This window comes from Amycolatopsis speibonae, from assembly GCF_042647925.1.
In the GTDB taxonomy this organism is placed as follows: Bacteria; Actinomycetota; Actinomycetes; order Mycobacteriales; family Pseudonocardiaceae; genus Amycolatopsis; species Amycolatopsis speibonae.
The window spans coordinates 1-22,378 of the sequence record NZ_JBHRWK010000031.1 but is presented as its reverse complement, the minus strand read 5'-3'; the positions used below and the strand labels follow the sequence as shown (position 1 = coordinate 22,378).

Here is a 22,378-nt window from a genome sequence, read left to right as displayed (position 1 = left end):
GCCCTTCACGGACTTGCCCACCCGGCACGCCAACGTCAACGCCGCCGTGCCGCGCTGGTGAACCGTTCGGCCCCCGGGCCGCGTTGTCCTCGGTGAACCGGTCAGGAGGTGTCCCGTGCCCATCAAGGTCGATCGCAGCGATTTCGGCGACGTGCCGGAGTGGGCGCGGACCCTGCTCGAAGTCCTGGGTGTCTCCTGGCCCGCGGCCAACCAGCACAAGTTCCGGCGGGCGGCGCAGGAGTACGACACCGTCACGGGATTGCTGAACGAGCTTCCGGACGACATCGCCAGGGTCAAACGCGCGATCGACGAGAAGCTGTCGATGCCCGAGGCGGGCGAGGCGTTCGACAAGAGCATGAAGCCGCTCACCGGCGGGTCACCGAACCTGCTGGGGGAGCTCGCCGAGGGCACGAAGGGGATCGCCGACGGCTGCCGCAAGATCGCGCTGGACGTCGAGTACACGAAGTTCTCCGCGATCGGCCAGCTTTTCCTGCTCGCCTACGAGATCGCGATGGAGTACGCCCTCGCCTCGGTCACCGCGGGTGCGTCGCTCGCGAACCTCACTTGGCATTACGCCCTCACCCGCGGGTATCTGCTCGTCCTGTTCAAGATGCTCGTGCGGGCGATCGTGTTCGAGATGTTCATCGGCATCACCGGCGGGCTGATCATCGACGCCGCCGTGCAGCGCCTGCAACGGGAACGGACCGAATGGGACGACGAAAGCACCAAGCAGACGGCGATCTCGGGGGCGATCGGCGGACTGCTCGGCGGGGCCGTCGGCGAACTCGGCGAGAAGCTGGGCCGCAAGCTCGGGAGCCTGCTGGGCAAGGACTTCGGCAAGATCGCCACCGACGATCTGCTGAAACTGGTCAAGGATCTCAAACTGCCGGGCGGGGAGGCACTCGCCGACAACTGGGTACGCGACATCGGCCGGACGCTCACCGACCGGGCGGGCAAACAGCTCAGCGATCCGGCGTCCGCGTTCACGAAGCGGGCGATCGACGGCTTCGGCGATGAAGTCGCCGACAGGTTCGGCACCGCGTTCGGCAAGACCCTCGGGGACGACGCGGCCCGGCAACTCGGCAGGGATTACGCGCGCACCTTCGTGGACAACTGGAGCAAGCACGGCCTGGACGGCAGCGGGGTGTTCGACGACAGCCTGCGCAAGGTGCTCGCACCGCACAGCGACAAGCTGGGCAAGGACGCGGTCGGCCTGCTCACCGACCACGTGCCGGACGTGCTGACCCGCAACGTGGCCGACCGGCTCGGCGGCAACATGCTCGCCAAGGCCGTCGAGTTCAGCACGACGTTCCTCTTCGAGGGTGTTTCCGGCGTGATGAGCCAGGCCGCGATGGCCGCCCTCAACGGCGAATCCGTGTCCGCCGCCGAATACGGGATGGGTTTCGCCGGTGGTGTGGTCGGCGGCGCCGTCAGCCACAAACTCGAAGGGATCGGGGAACGCGCCCTCGACTCGGCGGTCACGTCGCTCAAGGAGAAGTTCGGCGGTGTGGGTTCGCTCGGCGACGTTCCCACGGCCGCGCCGAACATGGCGACCACGGCACCCGCCGCGACACCCACCACCGACGTCAAGTCCACTTCGGACACCAAAGCGGCTCCTGAAGCCAAGGTCGCAGACCCCAAAACCTCCGACACCAAAACTTCCGAAACCAAGACGGCGTCGAGTCCGAAGTCCACTTCGGACACCAAGCCGCCGTCGGACGTCAAGACGAGTTCCCCCGGCAAGAGGGACGGCAAAGAGACAGACTCCGCGCCCACCGCCGTACGGACCACCTCCGACGCGGGGACGGTCGAGGACGCGCCGCCCGCGTACGAGCAAACCCAGGCGCACGAAGGACAGCCGGAGGAAGAGGAACGGCCACGCACCCGTCCCGCTCCGCTGCGCACCACCTCTGACGAACAGTCCGTCGTCCCGGCCCCGGCCGCCTCGGCACCCGCGATCGAACTGGATCTCGGCGAACCGTTCGGGCAGGACCATTTCGAGCATCATCAGGAAGACGCACGTGACGACGGCCCACTGAACCCGGCCACCACCGAAACCGTCACCGAAACAACCGAAGCAGCCGAAGCAGCCGAGACAGCCGAAACAACTGAGACAGCCGAAACCACTAAGCCTGCCAAGGAAGAGCAGGACCTGACGCGCGCGGATCTGCCGCCGTTCCTCGCCACCGGTCAGGCTCTCGGCTCCGCGCCCGTGCTCACGCTCGAGGGGACCAGCGAGCTGCGCGACGAGCTGGCCCGGCTGCTCCCCAGCACCGGACCGGATCAGCTCGACGCGATCAGGAACGCCGTCCAGGACGATTTCGAATCCGCGCTCAGTGGCCTGTATTTCCCGATCCGCACGGACAAGGGCCGGCGGGAGGTCCGGATCCGGGCCGCCATCGGTGGCGACGTAGTGAGCGAACCGAGGGAGAAGACCAAGGCGGATCTCACGGTCCAGGGCGGTACTTCGAACGCGGAGAACCTCGCCGTCCTCCGCGCCGGTGACCTCGGGACAGCCGTGACCGTGCAGGCGCCGACAGGCCCGTATCTCACCGTCGGCGGCAAGGTCGCGCTGGCGGCACCCGGTGCGACCCAGACCGTTTCGGTGTCCACTTCGGACCAGCGGGCGATCCGGTCCGGAGAAGGCTCCCGGCGGGTGGGCCTGAACGTCGAGTTCACCGTCAGCGTCCACGACGAAAGCGGCGCCGAAGCCACCGGTCAGGAGCAGGCGAGGCCAGTCCCGGGACAGGTCACCGTGCGGCTTCCGGACGACCTGGTCCGGATCACACCCCCGACCGGACTTGCCGCGAAAGAGCTGACCGCCGACGTCGGGGGCAAGCTCCGGAATCCGGTGCCCGAGGCGGTCACCGACCTCGCCGAGGTGTTCACCGGGACGGCGAGGTTGCTGCCCCGGTCGGTCACCGCGTTCGGCGCCCCCGGCCGGGACGCGTTGCGCGCGTTCCTCGGCAACGCCGGGATCCGGGAGAACTTCGGCGCCATGCTGGAAGGCTGGGTCAGCTCTCCCGCCCTGCTCAGCGCGGACGGCGGCAAGGTCGGGGCGGTGCGGATGAAGGCCGTGCTGACCAGGGCCGAGTTCGTCGGCCCCACGACCGGGACCCAGCTCCGGCTGCACGAATCCGCGACCACCGGCGCGACCGTTTCCGCCTTCACCAAACGCGGGTTCGACGCCTCCGTCGCGTTCGGCGGTGGCGGCGGCGTCAAGGGCGCGAAGATCGCGGCCGGGGTCGGCGGCGGCTACTCGGCGCGCACGGTGGACACCGTCGTGTCCGGCCGGACGTCGACAGTGAAGTCGGGGGTCCAGCTCAAGGGCGACATCGGGCTCTACCGGTTCGAGGCCGAGATCGTCGTGCAGGCGCTGGACGGCGAGGAGACCACCACGACGGCGACGGTCTACGCCCGGGTGGGGTTGGCCGAAGCCGCCGAACAGGGCCTGCCGGTCCCGGACGGCACGGGCGACGGGATCACGCCGCCGTCGACCGAGAAGTTCCCGCCCGCGCATCTGGCCGCGGGGCTCGCGGCGGGCAACGTGCGCGTCGGCGGGTTCACCGGCACAGACGCCGTGCTGACGGAGATCCGCGGCAAACTCCGGGAAGCGGGCCAGTACAAGGATCTGCTGCCCGACTGGGACGAGAAGGGCACCCGGACGAAACGCGCGGGGGCAGCGCGGACGTTGGAGATGCTGGCCAACGAACACCGCCTGCAGGCCGTGCTGTCGCCGCCGGCATTGCGGAACCGATTGGACGCGCTGCTGGGCACCGGGGTGTCGGTGACGCTCAAACGCCAGGGTGTCCTCTGGCAGGACAACATCACCGTCACGGTGCGGCTGGAGACGAAGTCCCCCAGGCATGTCGGGCGGGCGACCGGACGCGTGATCCGCAACGCCACGACCACCGGCCCGGCACTCGGCGCCTCCTCCGCGACGACCAAGGGCTGGACGGCCGGACCCGAGGGCAAGGTGACCTTCGGGGCGACAGCGACGGCTTCGGCGAAGTACGGCAGCAGCAGCGGCACCCGCACCGGGGCGGGCCCGGTCACCGAGTCGACGGACCTCGACATCGGCAGCGCCGATTCGGAGGGTTTCGAGCACGAGGGCCGGTTCGTCGTCTCGATCACCGGTTTCTCCCGGCTGAACGCGACGGTCCGGCAGATGCTGCCCGGACTGCCGGGTCTCCAGGTGCCGGAAGTCCGCCAGATCTGGACCACCCCCGAGAAAAGCGAAGACGGGTCCGTCCCGCTCCCGGCGAACTTCACGCTCTGGATGTCGGACAGCCTGACCCTGCCCGCCGAAGCCGCCCAGATCGCGCCCGGCGCGCCGCGGGTCCGCGAGCTCGACCCGCCGCGGTCGATCACCGGCCACTTCCAGGAACTCCCGGCGCCCGCGGTCGGCGACTGGATCGGAGTGGAGAGCATCGCCAACACCGGGCACGTCGGCTCGGCGGCGCTGTCTGCGCTGGTGGAGGCCTCGGACGGCGACAAGGCGCTCGCCCTGCCCGGCAGCGACGCCTGGACCAGCGTCCAGGCGATGCTGAGTACCGACAACATCAAGGCGGCGCTGAGGTCGTTCACCCACGGCGTGATGAGTACCGATCTCGTCCATTCCCGGCGCCTGGCGGACCGGGTGGGCAGGGTCGGCGTCCACGCGAAGCTGAGCAAACCCACGCTGGTCCGGATGGCCGACGACGCGGCCGCGGAGAAGTCCACTTCGGGCGGGTTCCGGTTCGACGGTGGCACCAGCGTGAGCACGGGCCCGGTGGTCACCGCCGGCGTTTCGGTCACCGGCTCGGTGGCCGGAAATCCCACCGGTTCGGCGACCGGCGGCCTGTCCGGCAAACCGTGGTCGAAGACGACCACGAAGGCCGACGGTCTCGACATCTCCGCGGTCGTGGACCGCAACCTGACCACGGCGGCCGGTACCCCGCGGGTGCTGGCGCGGTTCGACGTCGATTTCACCGTGCTCGCCGAGGCGCGGCAGCAGACCGCGCTGATCCGCCCGGACGCCAGGGTCGCGGCCCGCTCGGTCCACCTTCCCGGCGCGGTTCAGGTGTGGCTCACCGAAGACCAGGCCAGGGAACACGGTCTCCTGCCCGCCAAACCCGCCGGCCCCCGGGAGCGGGACGAGCGGCTCACGGCTCCTTCGACGCTGCCGACGGGGAAGCCGGGCACGCTGGGACTGGGCGCCGTCGAACGGCTGCCCGACCTGTCCGACCTCGTGCCGAAACTGTCCGCGGAACTGGCCAAGGCCAAGATCCCGTTGCTGCCGGGCGTGTCCCTGAACGACGCGATGCACAACTGGGCGCGGCTGACCGGTCTCGTCTCGCCGGACGGCGTGCGCGGGCTGGTGGACAGCGCGCTGGACGGCGGGATCCCGCTGCACACGCATCTGCCGAAACTGTTCACCGACAGCGGCTACCAGGTCCTGCTCACCGCGAAAACGCTGGGGGATCCGGCTTTCCGCGAGGTGGTCAACGACGGCCGGGCCGTCGAACACAGCACCGTCCGCGCGGTGCGGACCATCCACACCGACAGCACGGCCAAGGCGTGGTCGGCGGCGGTGCGCGCGGGCGGACAGGAGAAGTACCAGGAAGACGGCGGTGCCACGGCGACGTCGGTCGGCGGCGCGGTCACCAAGGGGATCGGCGCCGTCAAGGTCACCGGCACCACGGAGGTCCGCACCGAACAGGAAACGCGGCTGCGGACCGGGACCGGGCCCGCCGCGCTGTTCGACGTGCCGATCGAGTTCACCCTCGAAGTGCGGCGTGACGGCGAAACCGTCGCGTCGGCCGGCACCGGTGAGCGGCTGCTCGGCATCCGGCTGCTGGCCGACAACCTCACCGTCGGCCCCGAAAGGAACCCTGGCACCGGCGAGGACACGGATCCGGTTCCGTTGTCCGTCGAGGACGCCACCCCCGCCGCACTGGAAAACTGGCGGCGGGGGAGTGTCACCGAGCTGCCGGACATGGCGTCGGTCGAATCCGTGCGCGCCGCCGCGCGGCTGCGGGACGTCGTGCGGGAAACCCTCACCAAAGCCGGGGCGGACAACGGGATCACCGGCTACGGCACCGCCCCGGTCAACGCGCTCTGGTCGAGCCTGAGTCCTCAGGTGCTGCAGGCGTTCCTGCCCGCCATGACCGGGAAAAGCCTGCCCGTGCCCGCTTTGCGCGAGGCGGCCGTCCTGCGGGGCAAGCGGGCGGACGTCGAGGTGCACGCGAGGCTCGGCAAACCGCGGACGATCGCGCTGAGCGACGGCGTCAACCTGGAGAACCCGAAGAACTCGACGACGGCCCGCTCGGCCGAACGGAAGGTCGCCGAGGCGGGCGAGATGGGCTTCACCGGGCCGACGGTCACGCCGGTCAACGAGAACGACAACGTCGGTGGCCTGGTCACCGGTGTCGACGCGCGGTGGACCAGCGAACCCGCCGACGCCACTGTCGACGGTACGACCGTGTCCGCCGTCGCGAACCTCAAACCGGTCGGGCGGACCGCGCTCGTGCGCTTCGACGTGGACTACCGGATTGTGGTCAAGGTCGACGGCCGGACCGAGGTCGTGGACGTCTCGCTGCCCGGTTCGGCGGACGTGCGGATGCCGATCGGCGGACTGGCCGACGTCACCGGGCAGAAGACGCCGCGCGTCCTGAAGGCACGGCAGGGAAGGGTCACCAGGACCGCGAAGGCGTGGCGGGACGCCGAGGTCGGCGCGGAGGGACACCGCCGCCGTGCCGAAGAGCTGGTCAAGAAGCTCGGTGCCGTCGCCGACTGGAACGCCACTGTCGACGCGGCCCGGGTCCGTCGTCCCGGCACCCTGGAGGAACGGCAGCACAAGTACGCCCGCGAGACCGAGAAAGCCTTGCGGGAAGCCGAAAACCTCGCCGAAGCCGCTCGGCTCCACCATGACCGGGTGGCCGCGGCCGCCGACGAGGTGCAGGCCGGGCTGGGGGCCAGGACCGTCGATCTCGACGACCTCGCCCGTGGCGCCGCCGACGCGGCACGCGACTTCCAGGTCCGCTCCTCCGAACTGGCGGCGGCCCGCGAACGGGTGGATCTCGCCGAAGGGAATCAGGAGCTCGCTGAGGCACTGGACGACGTCCGGCGGCTGCGGGAGGAACGGGTCGACGCGAAGCACCGGCGTGACCTGGTGCGTGAAGTGCTGGCGGAGCAACGGGAAGCCCTGGCCACCGCCGAGGCCGCGGCTGTGGAAGCGCGGGAACAACGGACCGCCGCGGCGGAGCAGCTGATCCGCACCCAGGCCGTCCTGCAGGCCTCGTGGCTCGACTTCGTGGACGCCAAACAGGATGCCTGGTGGCTGGCGAAAGGCGCGCTGGACGCCGAATTCGCGCGGCTCACGGCACCGCCTGGCTCTCCCGAGGACGAGAAGTGGCGGCACAGCCGGGCCACCGACGCGCCCTGGTTCTCGGTGGCGAACCCGCTCGACCCGGCGCGGTGGGAGCCGCTGCGGGCGACCACGCCGAGGCGTGCGGTGGCCACCGAGACCGCCGACGTGCTCACCACGGTGCAGACAGGGAAGGACAAGCGCTACGACGGCGTGATCCGGTACGGCGTCAGCCGCTTCAAGGTCGACGGGCGCTCGGTCACCGAGTTCACCGTGCCGATCAACCTCGTCCCCGGCCGCGGCGTCACCGACGAACAGCTCGCGCAGCTGCGCGAACGTGCCACGGCCGGGGTCGAGAAGCTGATCAACAAACGCCACGGCCTGCCGAACGGCGACCAGCTGCACGTGCGGATCGAGTTCACCGGCGACCGGCCGGTCGGCTCCCGGTACCGCGCGTACGACGTCGTCGCCGGTGACGACGAACGCACCACCCAGACCACCTGGCGATCCGACGCCACACCGGAGGAACTGGCCCACGAGCTGCTGCATTACCTCGGCGCGGCCGACGAGGAGCACGACAAGGACCGGGTGTTCCTCAGCCGGGAGGACGACGGCACGACCGGTGTCGTCACCGGCGACGGCAGCATCATGGGCCAGGACGTCGTCAAGCCCGGCGTGACCCCGAAGCTGATGCCCCGCCACGCCTGGATGATCCAGCATGTCCTGCACAGCCAGCTGGGCCCGGGCGCTCGCCTCACCGATCCCGGGCAGGACCCGCTGCCGGGCGCCCGGCCGGGTACCGGGCTGACGGACGCGCAGCGGACCGCTCTCGGCCAGGAGCACCGGGAGGTCGTCAAGGTCGGCGGTGACACCCTGGGGGCGAACCTCGTCGAGGCGATCGCCCGGACGCTCGCGCCCGATTCCCCCGTGCGTCGAACGGAACTGCGGGAGCGGGGCGCCGCACTGCGGGAACCCACCCCGGAAGAGGTCGCTGTCGCCCTCGACGTCCGGTTGGCGCTGCTGACCGAGGACGGCGGGACGGTCACGCTCGGCCCCGACGACGGTGAGCCGGTGCGCGTCGCGCTGTCGCCGTCGGCCGATTTCTTCGCCACGGCAAGCGTTCCGGTGCATCCGGGGCTGACCGAAGCACAGCAGGAAACCCTTTCCCGGCTGGACAAGACCGTGGTGCCGGTCGGGGGAGAGCCCGTCACCGGCAACCTGATCGCCGCGATCGCGGCCGGCATCGCGCCCGGATCGCCGTCACGACAGGCGGAACTGCGGGAGCTGGGCGCGACGCTGCGGAACACGACAGCGGCGAAGATCGCCGAGGCCTTCGGAGTCCGGCTGCATGTCGTCACCGAGACCGGGGACGACCTCGCCTACGGCCCCGCCGGGCCGCGGCCGGTCCGGATCGTCCGGACGGCGGGCGGGGAGTACCTGGCGACCCGTGACCTGGACACGAGGACGCCGACGAGGCCCGCCCCGGACAGCTCCACCAGGGCGGCCGACGTCAGGACCATGACCGGTGCCGGGGGCAAAACCGTCGGGATCGCGTTCCCCAGCAAGAGGAACGACGACGTGGTCGCCCGCATGTGGTCGGGCGCGACCGGCGCCCGGCCCGTCGTCGAGTACAGCAGCCTGAGCCCGAAACCGGAGAACCCGCCGGAATCCGCGCAGCCGCAGGCACCCCGGTCGGTGAGCAAGCCCGCTCCGTGGGCCTCAAAAGAGCTCGCGAAGCAGCCGATCTTCCTCTACCTCCACGCCGGTCCGGACCGGTTCCGGATCAAGGTGGAGGGGAGTGTCTTCCCCCGGCGGATCACCGGTGCCGATCTCGCCGGGCGAGCCCTCGGGAATCCGGACTTCCGGCAGGCCCTCGAAACCCGTCCCGAAGCGCCGATCGTGTTGCTGGCGTGCGAATCCGGGCAGCGGAACGAGCCGGGTGGCGGCGGCTACGACTTCCGCCGCGAGCTCAAGGCACTGGGCCACCACCGGACGGTGTACGCACCGACCCAGACGATCAACCTCGTCCAGGCGCTGGCAGGCGTCAACGTGGACAAGGACGGCGAATTCGTCGAGATCGCCGAGCATCCCGAAGACGTCACGGAAACGACCACGGAGACGGCCGCTCCGGTCGTCGACACCGCTGTCATCTTCGCCAAGGGATCACGCGCGCTGGACGACGAGGCGCTTGCCGCGACAGGGCGGTTCGCCGCCTGGGCACCGGCGGCGGCCGGGGCGATGACGACGCGCGACCCGTCGCTGCCGTCGCCGTGGATCCAGGTCACCGGCCACGGCAACGCGATCGTCGGCCGCGCCGACACCGCGCTCGCCAGGGCGAACGCGGTGGCCGAGGCGCTGCGGTTGCAGCTGTCCGAGGCGTCCCTGGTGGTCAAACCGGTCGCCGCCGTCCGGAACAGCCTTCCGCCGCTGCTGTCGGACGACCCCGCGGCGCGGCGGCGCTCGGTGACCATGGCGCTCGTCCGGTCCGACGATGGCGACCTCCGCTCGGAACTCGGTCTCCTGCCGGACGAGACGGTGACGTCCTGGTTGTCCCGGACGGCCACGAAACTCGGCGAGGACCCGAACCTCTGGGCGTCGTCCCCGCTCCTCGCCTACCTCGATCAGCATCTTCCGCTGTCCACGGCGCGGGACCGCAACACCGTGCTGCGGCTTTCGGTCGACCCCGGCACGCCCGCGCCGCGGCTTTCCCCGCTCGTCGGCGCCCGTGGCCACGTGTGGGCCGAATTCGTGCTGCCGAACGGTGACCGGGAAACGATCGGGTTCCACGCGGGCGGCGACGACAGCCCGGCGGTGCGGCTCGGCGGCACCGGGCACACCGCGTCCGCGAGCTACGAGGTGTGGATCTCCGCGGAAGGCACGCTTCGGGCCCTCGACCACGCGCTGCGGAACCTGCGCACCCCGCACCAGGCCTTGTCGTTCAACTCGCTGCACTTCGCCGGCGGGCTGTTCGAACGCGCCACCGGTACGCCCGCCCCGTCGGCAGGCTGGCTGGTGACCGGCCCCGGCGATCTCGGCAGGCAGTTGCGGGAGGCCGTCGGCGGCATCGCGGAGCTGGACGACGTCGAACTGCTCGACCCGAACGCCAAGATCTCGTTCCGCCCCGGCTCGGACGACGTCGACGAGATCGCCTTCGCGGGGTTCGTCCGGTCCCTCGCCCGGGAACTGCTCACCCGGCCGGTCGCCGGTCGCCGGATCGAGATCGTCGTGAAGCGCGGCCAGGACGAGGATCTGGCGAACAGGCGAGGGGCGAACCTGGAAACCACGCTGCGCACCGCCCTGCGGACCGCGACGGACGAGCACGGCGTCGTCCTCGAGTTCCGGCCGATCACGATCACCTACCAGCAGGACGACACGAGGGCCGATTCGGCGATCGTCGGGTTCGTCCAGGCCGGACAGGGTGCGGGTGTCCCGCCGGGGGAATCGGTCCAGAACTGGCTGAACGACCAGGCAGACCGCTCCCAGGTGGTGCAGCAGCGGACCGTCGCGCAGTACTTCATGCGGACCGGCCTCCCCGACGCCCTCGACCGGATGCGGCTGCTGAACCCGGACCGGCCGGCGTTCAAGTTCCAGGTGAAGACCCGGCACCGGGACCTGAGCGCCCAGTACACCGGCCACGCGTGGATCGAGATCCACGACCCCCTCGGTGACGGAACACTCATCGACTTCGCGCCGGAGAATCCTCCTTCACCGCGGTGGGCGACCGTCCCGGGCACGGTCCACGTGGGCCCCGTGCGGGAGAAACCCACCACGTACACCGCGGATCACCTGGTGAGCGCGAACGACGTCATCCGGGGGCTGGAGCGGGTGCTCGCGCTTTCCGGCAGGCAGTACAAGGTGACGAGCCACAACTGCACGACCTTCGTGCAGGACGTGTACTCGGCGGTCCTGGGGGCGCCCGCGCCGAACGCCGGGCGCTGGGTCCAGGGACCGACCGACCTCGAGCGCACGCTGCGCGGCGCCGCGTCGCACATCACGGTCCGGCCGCACGACGACGCGCCTTTCCCGACAGGCCCGGTCCCCACGGCTCCGGCGCGTCGCACCAACCCCGTTCCGGCCGCGGACATCGTGACGGCCTATCGCGCGGCCACCGCGGACCTGCCGCATTTCCGGTTGCCCGACAAGGACTTCGATACCGCTCTCGCCGAGTTCTCCCGGCTGGCGGGGACCGGCGAGCTCACGCCGCGTCCCGAGCAGGACCTGGGCTTGGGAGAGCTGAACGACGCGCTCGGGGAGCTGGAAAGCCGGGTTGGCGAGTCCCTTGAGGACAGATCGCGGCTCGGGCTGCTCTCGCGACGGGTGCGGGCACTGGCCAACGACGCCGTACTGTTGTCCACCTTGGCGCCGACCCGCGACACGGTCCTGGAGCCGATCACGCCGCAACGGCTGCGGACCGTGTTGTCCGAGGTCGCCGCCGTTGTCCACAGTGGACAAGATCCGTTCACCGCCGAGGGCTCGCCGTGGCGCGGTCTCGGCTACGACCAGAACGCGCCGCTGCCGCGCAGGCTGGTCGAACTCGTGCTGATGGACACGCCGCCGGTCGTGGCCGAAACCCTGCGCGACGACCCGCTCTTCCAAGACCTGATGCGTGACCCGGAGGCGATCGCGGACGCCCTGTTCGCAGCCTCCGGCCCGTACGAGCGGGCTTTCGCGGCGGCCGAGCAGGACCGGAACGCGGTCCGCCCGTCGACGACGCTGAACCGGATCCACCGCGAGATCGCCCAGCGGACGGACGCGCCGCCCGAGGAACTGACGGCGGCCGCGGATCAGGCGATAGCCCTGCTGTTCGCCGCGCCGGTGCCCGTCGATCCGGTGGTACGCCTCGCCGTCGGCGCGTCGCCGCTTTCGGTGACCCGTCCGGCGGGCAAGCCGTGGACCCGCGAGGACGCGACGCGGGAGTGGTGGCGGGCGGCGGATCCGGCGGTGACCGTCGGGCACCGGGTCGCGAATCCGGTGACCCGCCTGGAACCTTCGCAGCGGGAGACGCCGTCGGTGACCGTCCGGTCCGAAGACGGCGGGCTGAGCCGTTCGGGACGGCCGTGGCAGGCGACGATCGGGTACGACCTGCGCCGGTTCACGGTCGAACGCGAAGGCCACGAACCCGTACCCGTCCGGCTGCACACCGTCCGCTTGCGGCTGGACGGCACCGGACAGTCCGAAGTGGACATCGCGGCCTTCGAGGCCCGGGTGAAGTCCGGGGTGAACGAGTACTACAACCAGGGCTATCGGCTGCCCGGTGGCGAACAGCTGATGGTCGAGGTCGACTTCACCGACCGCGCCGACGCGCACGGCTCGGTCTTCGTGACCGGCCCCGGCACCCCGGCCGACCAACGGCACTGGCCCTCGGACGGGACAGAGGTCCAGTTCGCGCACGAGCTCGGGCATTTCCTCGGCCTGTACGACGAATACTTCGTCGACGCGCAGGACGCGCCCGTCTTCCGGCACACCGACGGCGCGGGCAGGGTCGCGACCGGACCCGGCCTGATGACCGCGACCGCCGTCACCGGCGACGTCGTCCTCGAACCTCGCAACCTCCAGCTCCTTTCCGACCGCGCCGAAGCGCTCGTCGGCGAAGACCCCCGGCCGAACGAGCGGCCGCCCGGCGGCACCGAGCACCGACCGGGCTTCCTCGCCTCCGAAGCGGACGAACAGGAATTCCGTTCCCACCAGGAGATGGCGGAGTACCTGGCGCAGGTCCCCCAGGTGCTGAGGGACAGCCCGCATCTCGCGTCGGTGGGCGAAGCGGAGCTGGCCGCCATCCGCGCGTACAGCCACTCGCACTCCCCGCACATCGACAACCACCTGAAGAACGGGACAGGGCCTGACCACGCGGCGTCGCTGTCCCGGCTGCTCGCGTCCGCGGTCACCCGCTTCCCGGCTCGTCACACCGGGCAGGCGACCCGGGTCATGGACTTGCCGGTTTCGGAGGGCAAGGAACTCTTCAAGCAGGGGCAGCGGTTCACCGACCCGAGCTTCTTCCGTGGCGTGCAGGGCGAACGCGTTCTCTATCGATTCCGGAAGGTGGTCGTCCACGCACTGGTCCACGACGCCGCCTACATCCCCTCGGCGTCCGTCCGCCCCAGCGAACGAGAGGTGCTGCTTCCGCCGGGAACCACGTTCGACGTGCTCAAAGTCGAGGAGAAGGACGAAAAGCTGCACGTGACGTTGCGCCAGATCGGCGCCACGCCCGCCCGCGTCGGCACGCCGTTCACCGGTTTCCCCGGCGACGGCCCGGCCGCGAAGTACTTCCTCGACCTGGTCGCCTTGAAGAACGTGGTCAAGGACGCCAGGGAACTGGCGCCGGATCTGGCGAGCCGGGACACCCGGGCGCACCGCGACAAGGTCGTGCGCGCCCGGAGGCACGCCTTGTCCGAGGCCGGGGAGCGGAGCCGGATCACGGTGAACACCTGGCGTTCGGCCGCGGAACTGGACGCGTTCCGGAAGGGCCGGTTCGTCACCGAACCGACGCTGCTGGTCGCCGGAGGCGAGCCGGGCAACGTCACGTTCGTCATCGACGACGCCTTCGCCGTGCCGGTGGACGGCGACCGGATCCTGCCGCCGGGCTCGACCTTCGAAGTCGTCGAGGTCAGCAGGGCCGCCGAATGGCACGAGCCGTCTGAGGTCCGGCTGCGCCAGGTCGACCCGCTTTCGGTCACCGACCAGATCGCGCCGGGCCTGTGGATCAGGACCGTCGGCGAACACGCCGAGAAGGTCGTCGAGGCCCTCACCCGCGGGCTGCGCGAACGGAACGGTGACCTGCATCTGACCGCCGTCGAGGCGCTCGTACAGCAGCATCCGGACCCGGATCTGGTGTGGCACACGGCGCTGAAGACCGTCGTCGACGACCCCGGCCTCGCGGACAAGGTCCGGACGATCACCTACCGGCGGCGGGACGGCGACGACGTCCGATCGGTCGCGCTGCCGGACTCGGTCTGGGAGCTGCTGGCGGAACCGGGCGCCTCGTTCGAGCAGTCCCGTGACGAGATCACCACCCCCGTCGAGATCGTGCCACCCCCGTCGGCGGGCGCCCTGCTCACCGAAGCCTGGCGGCGAGACGCGGCGAGCTGGAGCGAGATCCTCGACCGCGACGCGAACGGGCACCCCGGGCCGAAGCTGAAAGGCCCGGCCACCACAGGATTCCCGGTCACCCGGAGCGACGCGTGGGCGAACCTCCTCGGCGCGCGCCAAAAGCTGAGCCAGGCGGAAGCGGCGCACGCCGGCCTCCGGTCCCGCCTCGACCAGGGTGGAAGCTCCCGTGACGCCGAGCGCCTCACGGACTCCGAAACCGCGCTCGAAGCGGCGCGGGACGGCGTCGCCAGGGCGACCGACGACCTCCGCGCCTGGGGCAACGATCCGGGCAGGCTGGACCAGGCGTTCCAGGACTGGCAAGAGACTTCGATCCGGGACCGGCCCCGGCTGCCCGGCGGCGTCCGGCTTCCCGGTGCCGACGGATTCGCCGATCACTCCGGCACGCTCTTCGACGCGGAGACGGCGCCGGAACCGGTCTCGCGGCGGATCGAGCGGGAGTTCGGAATCGGCCCGGAAGCGCAGGCCGGGCTTCAGCGGGCCGCGGACGCCGCGGGGGTGGCGTTCGAGCTGCGGCCGGTGAATCCGGAGACGATCCGTGCGCTGCTCCGGGGCGGGCGACCGGCGACGCCCGGGCTCGCCGCGGGCACGGTCACGACGTGGGACGTCCACCTCGGCATGCCGGAGCAGGCGATCGGGCTGGCCGCTCGCTTCGAACCCCGGCTCCCGGAGCTGACCGGACTGCCGCCTCAGGTGCGCGACAGGATCGAGCACCGCTACCGGCAACGGATGGCCGAGTTCACCACGCTGGCGGACTCGCTCCCCGCCGGGCACCGGGTCATCGGCGGCGTCGTGCACGAACAGACGGTGAACGGCTGGGCCCCGGTGATCGGCACCGACTCGCACCACCTCCGCCGTCCGGACGGCACCGGCTCGGTCCTGACCGACGATGTGGAGCTGGACGCGCCACTGCTCGAACTCGTCACGCACACCCTGCCGCTCGGTGACACCGCCGGGCTCGGCAGGCACGGCAGCGAACCGCTGATCCGGTTCGCTCCCGGGAGCGAACCGCGAGTGGTCCTGGACGACACCGGCCCGGCGCCCGGCAGCGCGCGTGAGTCCCTTGTGGACTACGCGGAGATCGACTGGGAGGGATTGCGCACGCCCACGAAGGTCTCGCAGGACGACGGGTTCTGGGACGACTTGAACGAGCTGGACGGCTCACATACGGATTCCGTGTTCGACGCGCTCGTGGCGGCCCATCAGGACGACGAGTCCTCGATCAGCGACGAGTCCTCGGTCGAGGACGATCCCCACGAGTACGACGATCTCCTGGTGCCGGTCACGATCGACTTCGCCGGGGGTTCGGCCGAGCTGACCGGCCCGCAGCTGGACGGGCTGGGGCGGATCGCCCGGCAGATGGAGGACGTCGCCCATGCCTATCTGATGCGCCCGGAGATGTTCGAGCCGATGCCGTCGATCGAGGTGTCGGGCGGCGGCGGCGACGCGAGCCTCGACGTCGCCCGCAACGATGTCCTGGAAGAGACGTTGTGGCAGATGCTCGAAGACCTGGTGGCCGCGCGAGCGGATCTGGACCCTCAGGAGCGGGAGGACCTGCTGAGCAGTTTCCTCATCTCCGTCCGGCGTGACCCGGACGGGGAGCCGGGCCGGCACGAGGTCCGCATCGACGGCTCCGACATCGCGACCGCGCACCGCCGGGCACCCCGGAAACAGGTCGAAGTGACGACGGTGTTCCGGATAGAGCGGACCGGTCCGGCGGCAGGGCCCGCCTTCACGTATCCCTCCGACATGTCTTTGTCGGTCACCGCTCGCTCGAGCCCGTTCGTCGTACCGCATCAGGAGAACGTCGAATCGGACCACATCCCCTTGAGGGTGGCCGATGACCTGTCGATCGCGGTGGGCGCGGCGGAGTCCTCGAAAGAATTCTTCGCCGTGCCCGACGTCGTCGCCGCGTCCCGGGCCGGGTTGCTGCGGGCGGACAGCAACGTCAGTCTCGAAGTGCACGAAGACGTGGTCCTGGTGGTCGAGCGAGCGGGAGTCGAGCACCGGCTGAACAAGGTGACCGTCAAATTCTGGGACAAGCCGTCCCATATCTGCCGTGACATGGCGCAAGAGGTCCTTGGCGCGCTACCGGACATCGCGGTCTTCCGGAGCAAGGACGGGAACGCCGCGCTCGGAAACGTCAGTACCACCAACGGTGTCGAGGTGACCGGGGTGCGTCACCTCGCCGAGGCGATGGCGGCACAGGCCGAAGAGGACCTGTCGGATCCGGTGGATCCGCGCTGGGCGGCGAAGCAGGTGGGCAAGGACGTCAGGCCGACCGGTGGCGGGGCGGGAGCGCCCCGCCCGGGGGAGGCCTACGGCAGCGCGATGAGTCACCAGCTGTCGAACGCCCCGCGCCGGGCCAAAATGGACCAGGCGGCTCAGGACAGTGGTGTCAACGAGCATGCCTGGCCGTCGGTCGGGGAAGCGTACTGCGCCAACTCCATCCCCTTCGACGACGAGAACGGCCTGGTCTCGATGGGTCGCGACTTCGCGAAGGGAATCGAAAACGACGGCACTCCTTTCGGCTATCACTTCGCGGCTGTCGTCGCGACCAGTCTGGACGGCCGGTTCAACATCACCCTGGAGAATTCGCCGCAGGCGCGAATTCGCACGCCGAAGGTCGATGAAGCGATCCAGCAGGCACTGGCCCAGTACGACGGGCTGTGGGACGTGCTCGAAGCCGGGTTCGACGCCGACCTGCAGCAGGCCAAGGCGAATTCGTCCCCAGCGGTCACCGAGATCGAATTGAAGCTCTATGTGGTCAGGAAGCTCCGGGCTCTGGCGGAAATCGGCCGGACTGCCGATCCGGACGACCCGGCGATGCAACGCGCCTACAACGAGGCGGCCGGCGGTGTGTACAACCTCGCCACCTGGCCGAAAGAGCGGGACAACTGGCACTTCGTCCCGTACAGCAAGGAACCCGGCGACTCGTTCCACGAGCATTGGGCGGTCTACGACGACCCGGACATGTTCATCATGCCGAACCTGATGACCTTCGTGGTCTCGGGCGGGCAGGGGGCCGCGACCGAATGGTCCGCGCAGGTCGCGTTCGACAAGGGGGCCAGCGAACCCCGCGAGTCCGACGTGCAGACCTTTCGTTCGGTCGCGACCCGGGTGGCGAGAGCGGCGATCTGGCGCAACGCCAACGGGTTGCCGATTCCGGCGGTGACGGTCACCGGGTACGGCAACGGTGCCTTCGCCGTGCCGGGCGGTGCGGTCAAGAAAGGGAAGGAGCGAGCCGACGCGGTCCGGTCCATGCTGATCCACGAGCTCGGGGAAGAGCTGAACCGGCTCCAGGGTGGCGATCAGGTGGTCAAGGTCGCCTCCGACCAGGATCCCGTCGCCGAGGGCGTTCCGACGGTCCGGGTGGCGGCGTCGTCGAGGGGACGTGATCTCACCGAGGCCCCGGACGATCCGCGCTCGACACCGGAGGAACGCCGGCGGCGTGCCGTGATCACGGTGCGGCCGAACCCGATCGCCGCGAGCGACGTCCCGGCGGTCCCGCTCGCGGGAAACCGCGGGATCCGGCTGGCCGACCCACGGCTGGACGGAATCGCCGGCCGCTGGCCTTCGGACGACCGGTACTTCACCTTTCTCGCCCACGGGGACGTGAACGGTGCTCCGGTCCACAGCGCCCCGGAAACCGGGAGTACGCCGCTGAGCCCGTCCGACGTCGCCACGCTGTTGGTGACAGCCAGGGACGAAGGCCGGTGGGACGGCGAGAAGCCGTTGATGTTCGCGTCGTGCGGCGCAGGTACCGGCCGCGGCGAGTCGTTCGCGGCCAAGGTGCTCACCGAGCTGCGGGCGCGGGGGATCGACGTGGAGGCCGTCGCACCCGACGGTCCGGTGTACTTCGTGCCCGGCACGACCGACCCCGACGGACCGGGCCACCTCGTGGTGACCGGGAAGGTGGGGGTCGACGCGGCCGGTCGGCCGGTGGTCGCGCCGAAGGGGAACTGGGTGCGCTTCACCGCCTCCACCGGCCGGGCGCTCCCGATCGGTCCGCATATCGCCACGGAGGAAAGGGAAGACCGCCTGCCGCGTGGTTACGCGTTCGGGAAGTCCGCGGGCGACCTGGACGGCGCGGTGCGGCTCGCCGACGAACCCTGGCGAGTGGAAGAGATCCGCTTCGACAAGGGGAGCAAGGAGCTGTCCCCGGCCGCTGTGTCCACAGTGGACAGAATTGCCCGGGAGCTGGCGGCGATCGCCGTACGACGGCGCGCGGACGGGCTGCCCGCGCCGATGGTGAACGTCGCGGGGTCCGGCAACGGGGCCGTGCTCGGGATCGGGCAGGCCGCGCGGACCGGCCACGCGCGCGCGGAAGTGACGGTCGCGGCGGTGCGCGCCGCCGTCAGCCGTGAGCTGGGCACCCTTCGGGCCGAAGCGGGAGTGCTGCCCGCACGCAACGTCCGCGTCGTTCCGGAGCCGGAGGAACACCGGGCCGGCCTGTCGCAGGAGGCGCGCAGGCGCGCCGTGATCACGGTGGACCTCGATCCGGCGGCGGAGTCGCCGGAACCTCCGCTGACACGGGAGCCGAAGCGGCTTCTCGACTGGGCGAAGCAACTTCCACTGGTCGACCTCGTACTGGCCGACCCCGGCGCCCGGATCCGGCAGAAGCAGACCGTCGGTGAGCACGTCGATCGTGTTCTCCGTGTACTCAAGCGGCGGGATTCGGAAGCCGCGCATGAGCGGTGGCGCCGTGACGCGCTGGCACTGGCGTCCATTGTGGACAATGTGGCGCGCGAAGTGTCGTCGTCGTTCAACGACCCTCTGCTCAAGCCGGTCTTCGCTCAATGGATCCTCGGCAGGCACACCGGGGGGAACACGGTCTCGGCGGAATCGATCGGCCTCGCCCGCGCGTTGGTTTCGGATGATCCGCTCGGCGCCTTGGTGCGCCGGGACATCGACGAGGTCGCCGCCGCGGGGCGGATCGCCGCGATGGCCGAGCGGGCGGGGTTGCCGGATCGGGACCTGTTCGACCTGCTCTTTTCCCGATACGAAGCGGAAATGCTCTCGTACACGACGAGCGAGGTCAGGTACGGAGGGCTGGGAGACGATCCCGGTGCCAACGGCAAGTTCGATCTGAGGGAGCTCCCGGGGGAGATCTCCGCGACCCATTACTCGCTGACCGTCGAATCCGAGAAGACCAAAGCCAAGCGGCTTCGCGACTTCCTCTCCGGTGACTCGTCCTCCCGTGAAGCGCCGAATTGGGCCGACTTGCAGCTCTCGCTCACGGCCGAGGCGAAGGATCGCCTGAACGCGCTGCGGTCTTCGCTCTCCGCGGAGCCGGTGTCCACGGAGGCCGTGGCCGTCCCCGGCACAGCACCGTCCTCGGAGGATCAGACGGAGCCGCCGTCGCCCTTGCCCTTCGACGCTTCGGAGATCGAGACGGGCGTCCAGAGCCTGCGGCGCCCGACCGCCGTCTCGCATGTGCCGCCTCCTGGTACCGAAGCGGCGGCGGCCCTGACCGGCAGGCAGTACACGCATCTCCGGGACATCCGCACCGGACGGCTGGAGCCCGCCGACCGGACGCTGATCCGGGCCGAGGTGATCGAGGGCGTCCAGCGGCTGACCGGGCTGGAGGGCACCGACGAGGCGGAAGAGGTGCTGGGGCACATCGAGCGCTGGTTCGAGACGGCACCGCTCACCATTTCGCTCAAAGGCGCGAACGTCTTCGGGAACGAGGAAACCGCGGCGAGGCTCATGCGCCCGGACGCCGAGTACCTGACCGCCGCCGAACTCGGGCTGCGGATCGTCGACAGCTCGATCCTGCCGACCCTGGATCCCGTCGACGACGCCGAGATCGACCGCCTCCAGGCCACCGTGCGGCAGATCGAGAGCCGAGTGGAGGCCGCGTCGAAGGGCACCGCCCAGCAGTCGGCGGCGGAACTCATCGGACTGAGCAGAGACCACGCCGCCGCACAGGCCGGCCTCCGGGCGGCGGAAGCCGCCCGGAACCGGCACCGCTACCTGCGGCGTCTTTTCGACGAGGATCCGCGATTCGCCGTCTGGACGCTGTCCAACGACGTGAACGCGGCTCGTGGCGAGAACTACACGAGATGGCGCCGGGAGAAAGACGACAAGGAGACCGGCCGTCGCGGTTTCGGCCCGCACGAACAGGCCGTGTTCGGCGCGGTCAACACGAACTACGCGAAGACGCTGGGATTCGAGGGCACGAAGTACTACGGCGAGACCCATCTCGTCCTGAAGCCGGAGGTCCGGCAGCGGTCGTACTTCACCGTCGGAGACACGGGCCAGGCCAGGTCGGACGTCGTCGGGATGATGTCCGACATGCTCAAGGACGGAGACGAAACGGGAGCCAGGGCCGTGATCAACAACGCGCTGGGCCTGACCGGGATGATCCCGTTGCGGCTGTTGCAGTGGGAGGTGCACGTTTACGGCGGGCTCCGATTCGGCCGCGACGTCGAGGCCGTCTCGATTCCCGCTGAAGCGGTCGGGATCGACGACGACGGGATCAGCCCGGACGTCCGGCTGCGGGTCCTGGACTTCGCGCGGCAGCACGGCCTCGCGGTCGTGACGTCGGACCCGGACGCCTACCCGGACCGGCGGACCGAGCTCGACCCTCAAGAGGTTCACGACAGCCTCGCGAGTCTGAGGCAGGACAGGTCCGGCGATGCTCCTTCGGTGACCGCGCGGGTCTTCGAGGAAGTCGCGGCCGGTCTCGGGGTGAACCTGTTCGAACTCGAGATGCGGACGATGGAGCCGTTCGGCGTGCTGTGGCCCGCTTACGAAGAGAACCCTCAAGCCTCGGCGTCGGAGACCTATCGCGCGCTCGCGGACGGTGACCTCAAGGGTGCCTGCGGTGATACGGCCAATCTGCTGTTCGAGGTGGCCCACGAGCCGGTGGACGCGACGACGGAGACGACCGTGGCCGGATTGGCGGCCGTGATCACCGGCGGCGAAGACGTCGGCGTGCGGGTGAGCGCGGGCTCGGAGCACGCCTTCTACCTGGAGTTGCGCGGCGATCGCGCGACCATCCACCAGAGCTACCTCGGCAAGCTCGCCCTCGCCGGCAACTTCGGCGCCGGCCGGTCCTACCCGCGGACGGAACTGGCGGAGCGGCTGGGTTCCCTGCTCGCCGAGTATCAGGGCGGGGGCGTGCCGAGCACGGAGGAGGAGGCGTTGTTCGGCGGGAGCCTGCTGGACCCCGCGCGGCGTGAGGAGTACGAGCAGAGTGGCTGGCAGGTGTTCCGGATCAAGTCCGGCCCGTTCCTCGACACCCAGCGGCAGGTGGAACGACTGACCGAGCTGGTGACCCCCCGGCACGAAGCGTGGAACGACATCAAGAACTCGTCCTGGAACGTCGGTCAGTGCCTGGGCATGGAAGAGGTGCCCGAGCCACCGGAGCCTGCCGGGACGTCGGGGTCGAACAGTGTTTTCGAAGCCTTGGTGCCCGACGCGGCCGGACCACCGCGCACTTATTGAGGGGTAGGCATAGGAGTCTTGTCGGTCGGGGTGAAGGGGGCTTTCGTCGCATCGCATGCGGGGAAGGTTCCCTTCGCGTCACATCCGTAAGGGTTCCGGTGCCCTGAGCCGCGCTGCGGAATGTCCTGAAGGGGCCCTTCAGGACGTTGAATGTCTTAAAGGGGCCCTTCAGGACACGGCGTCGAGTCACCGACCCCCAGAGGTGCCCCGAATGTGGCATTGGGGACACCCAGCTTGGATCCACCGGTGTTGATGTGGTGTTTGGGGTGTGTCTGGGTACGCAAATGCCCTCTGGCTTGGGATGATTGTTCTTGCGACGGAACAAAAACCAGCTAGCGAGAGGGCATCTGCTGGATGCGATCTTCTCATACTGGACCGTTCCCGATTCGGTGGACTCGGGGTGAGGGTCGCCCGGTCCTTCGGGAGACACGAGTATGGGTTCGACACGCCGCCGATTTACTGAGGAGTACAAGG

1 protein-coding gene is annotated in these 22,378 nt (G+C 70.1%); it reads left to right on the top strand.

Translation table 11 applies throughout. From position 1 onward, the window contains the following. Positions 1-115: 115 nt before the first annotated feature. Positions 116-21,904 carry a WXG100-like domain-containing protein gene (locus ACFOSH_RS22105; RefSeq protein WP_378240933.1) on the top strand — a complete coding sequence of 7,263 codons (21,789 nt, stop codon included), beginning with the start codon at positions 116-118 and terminating at the stop codon, positions 21,902-21,904. Positions 21,905-22,378: the final 474 nt, after the last annotated feature.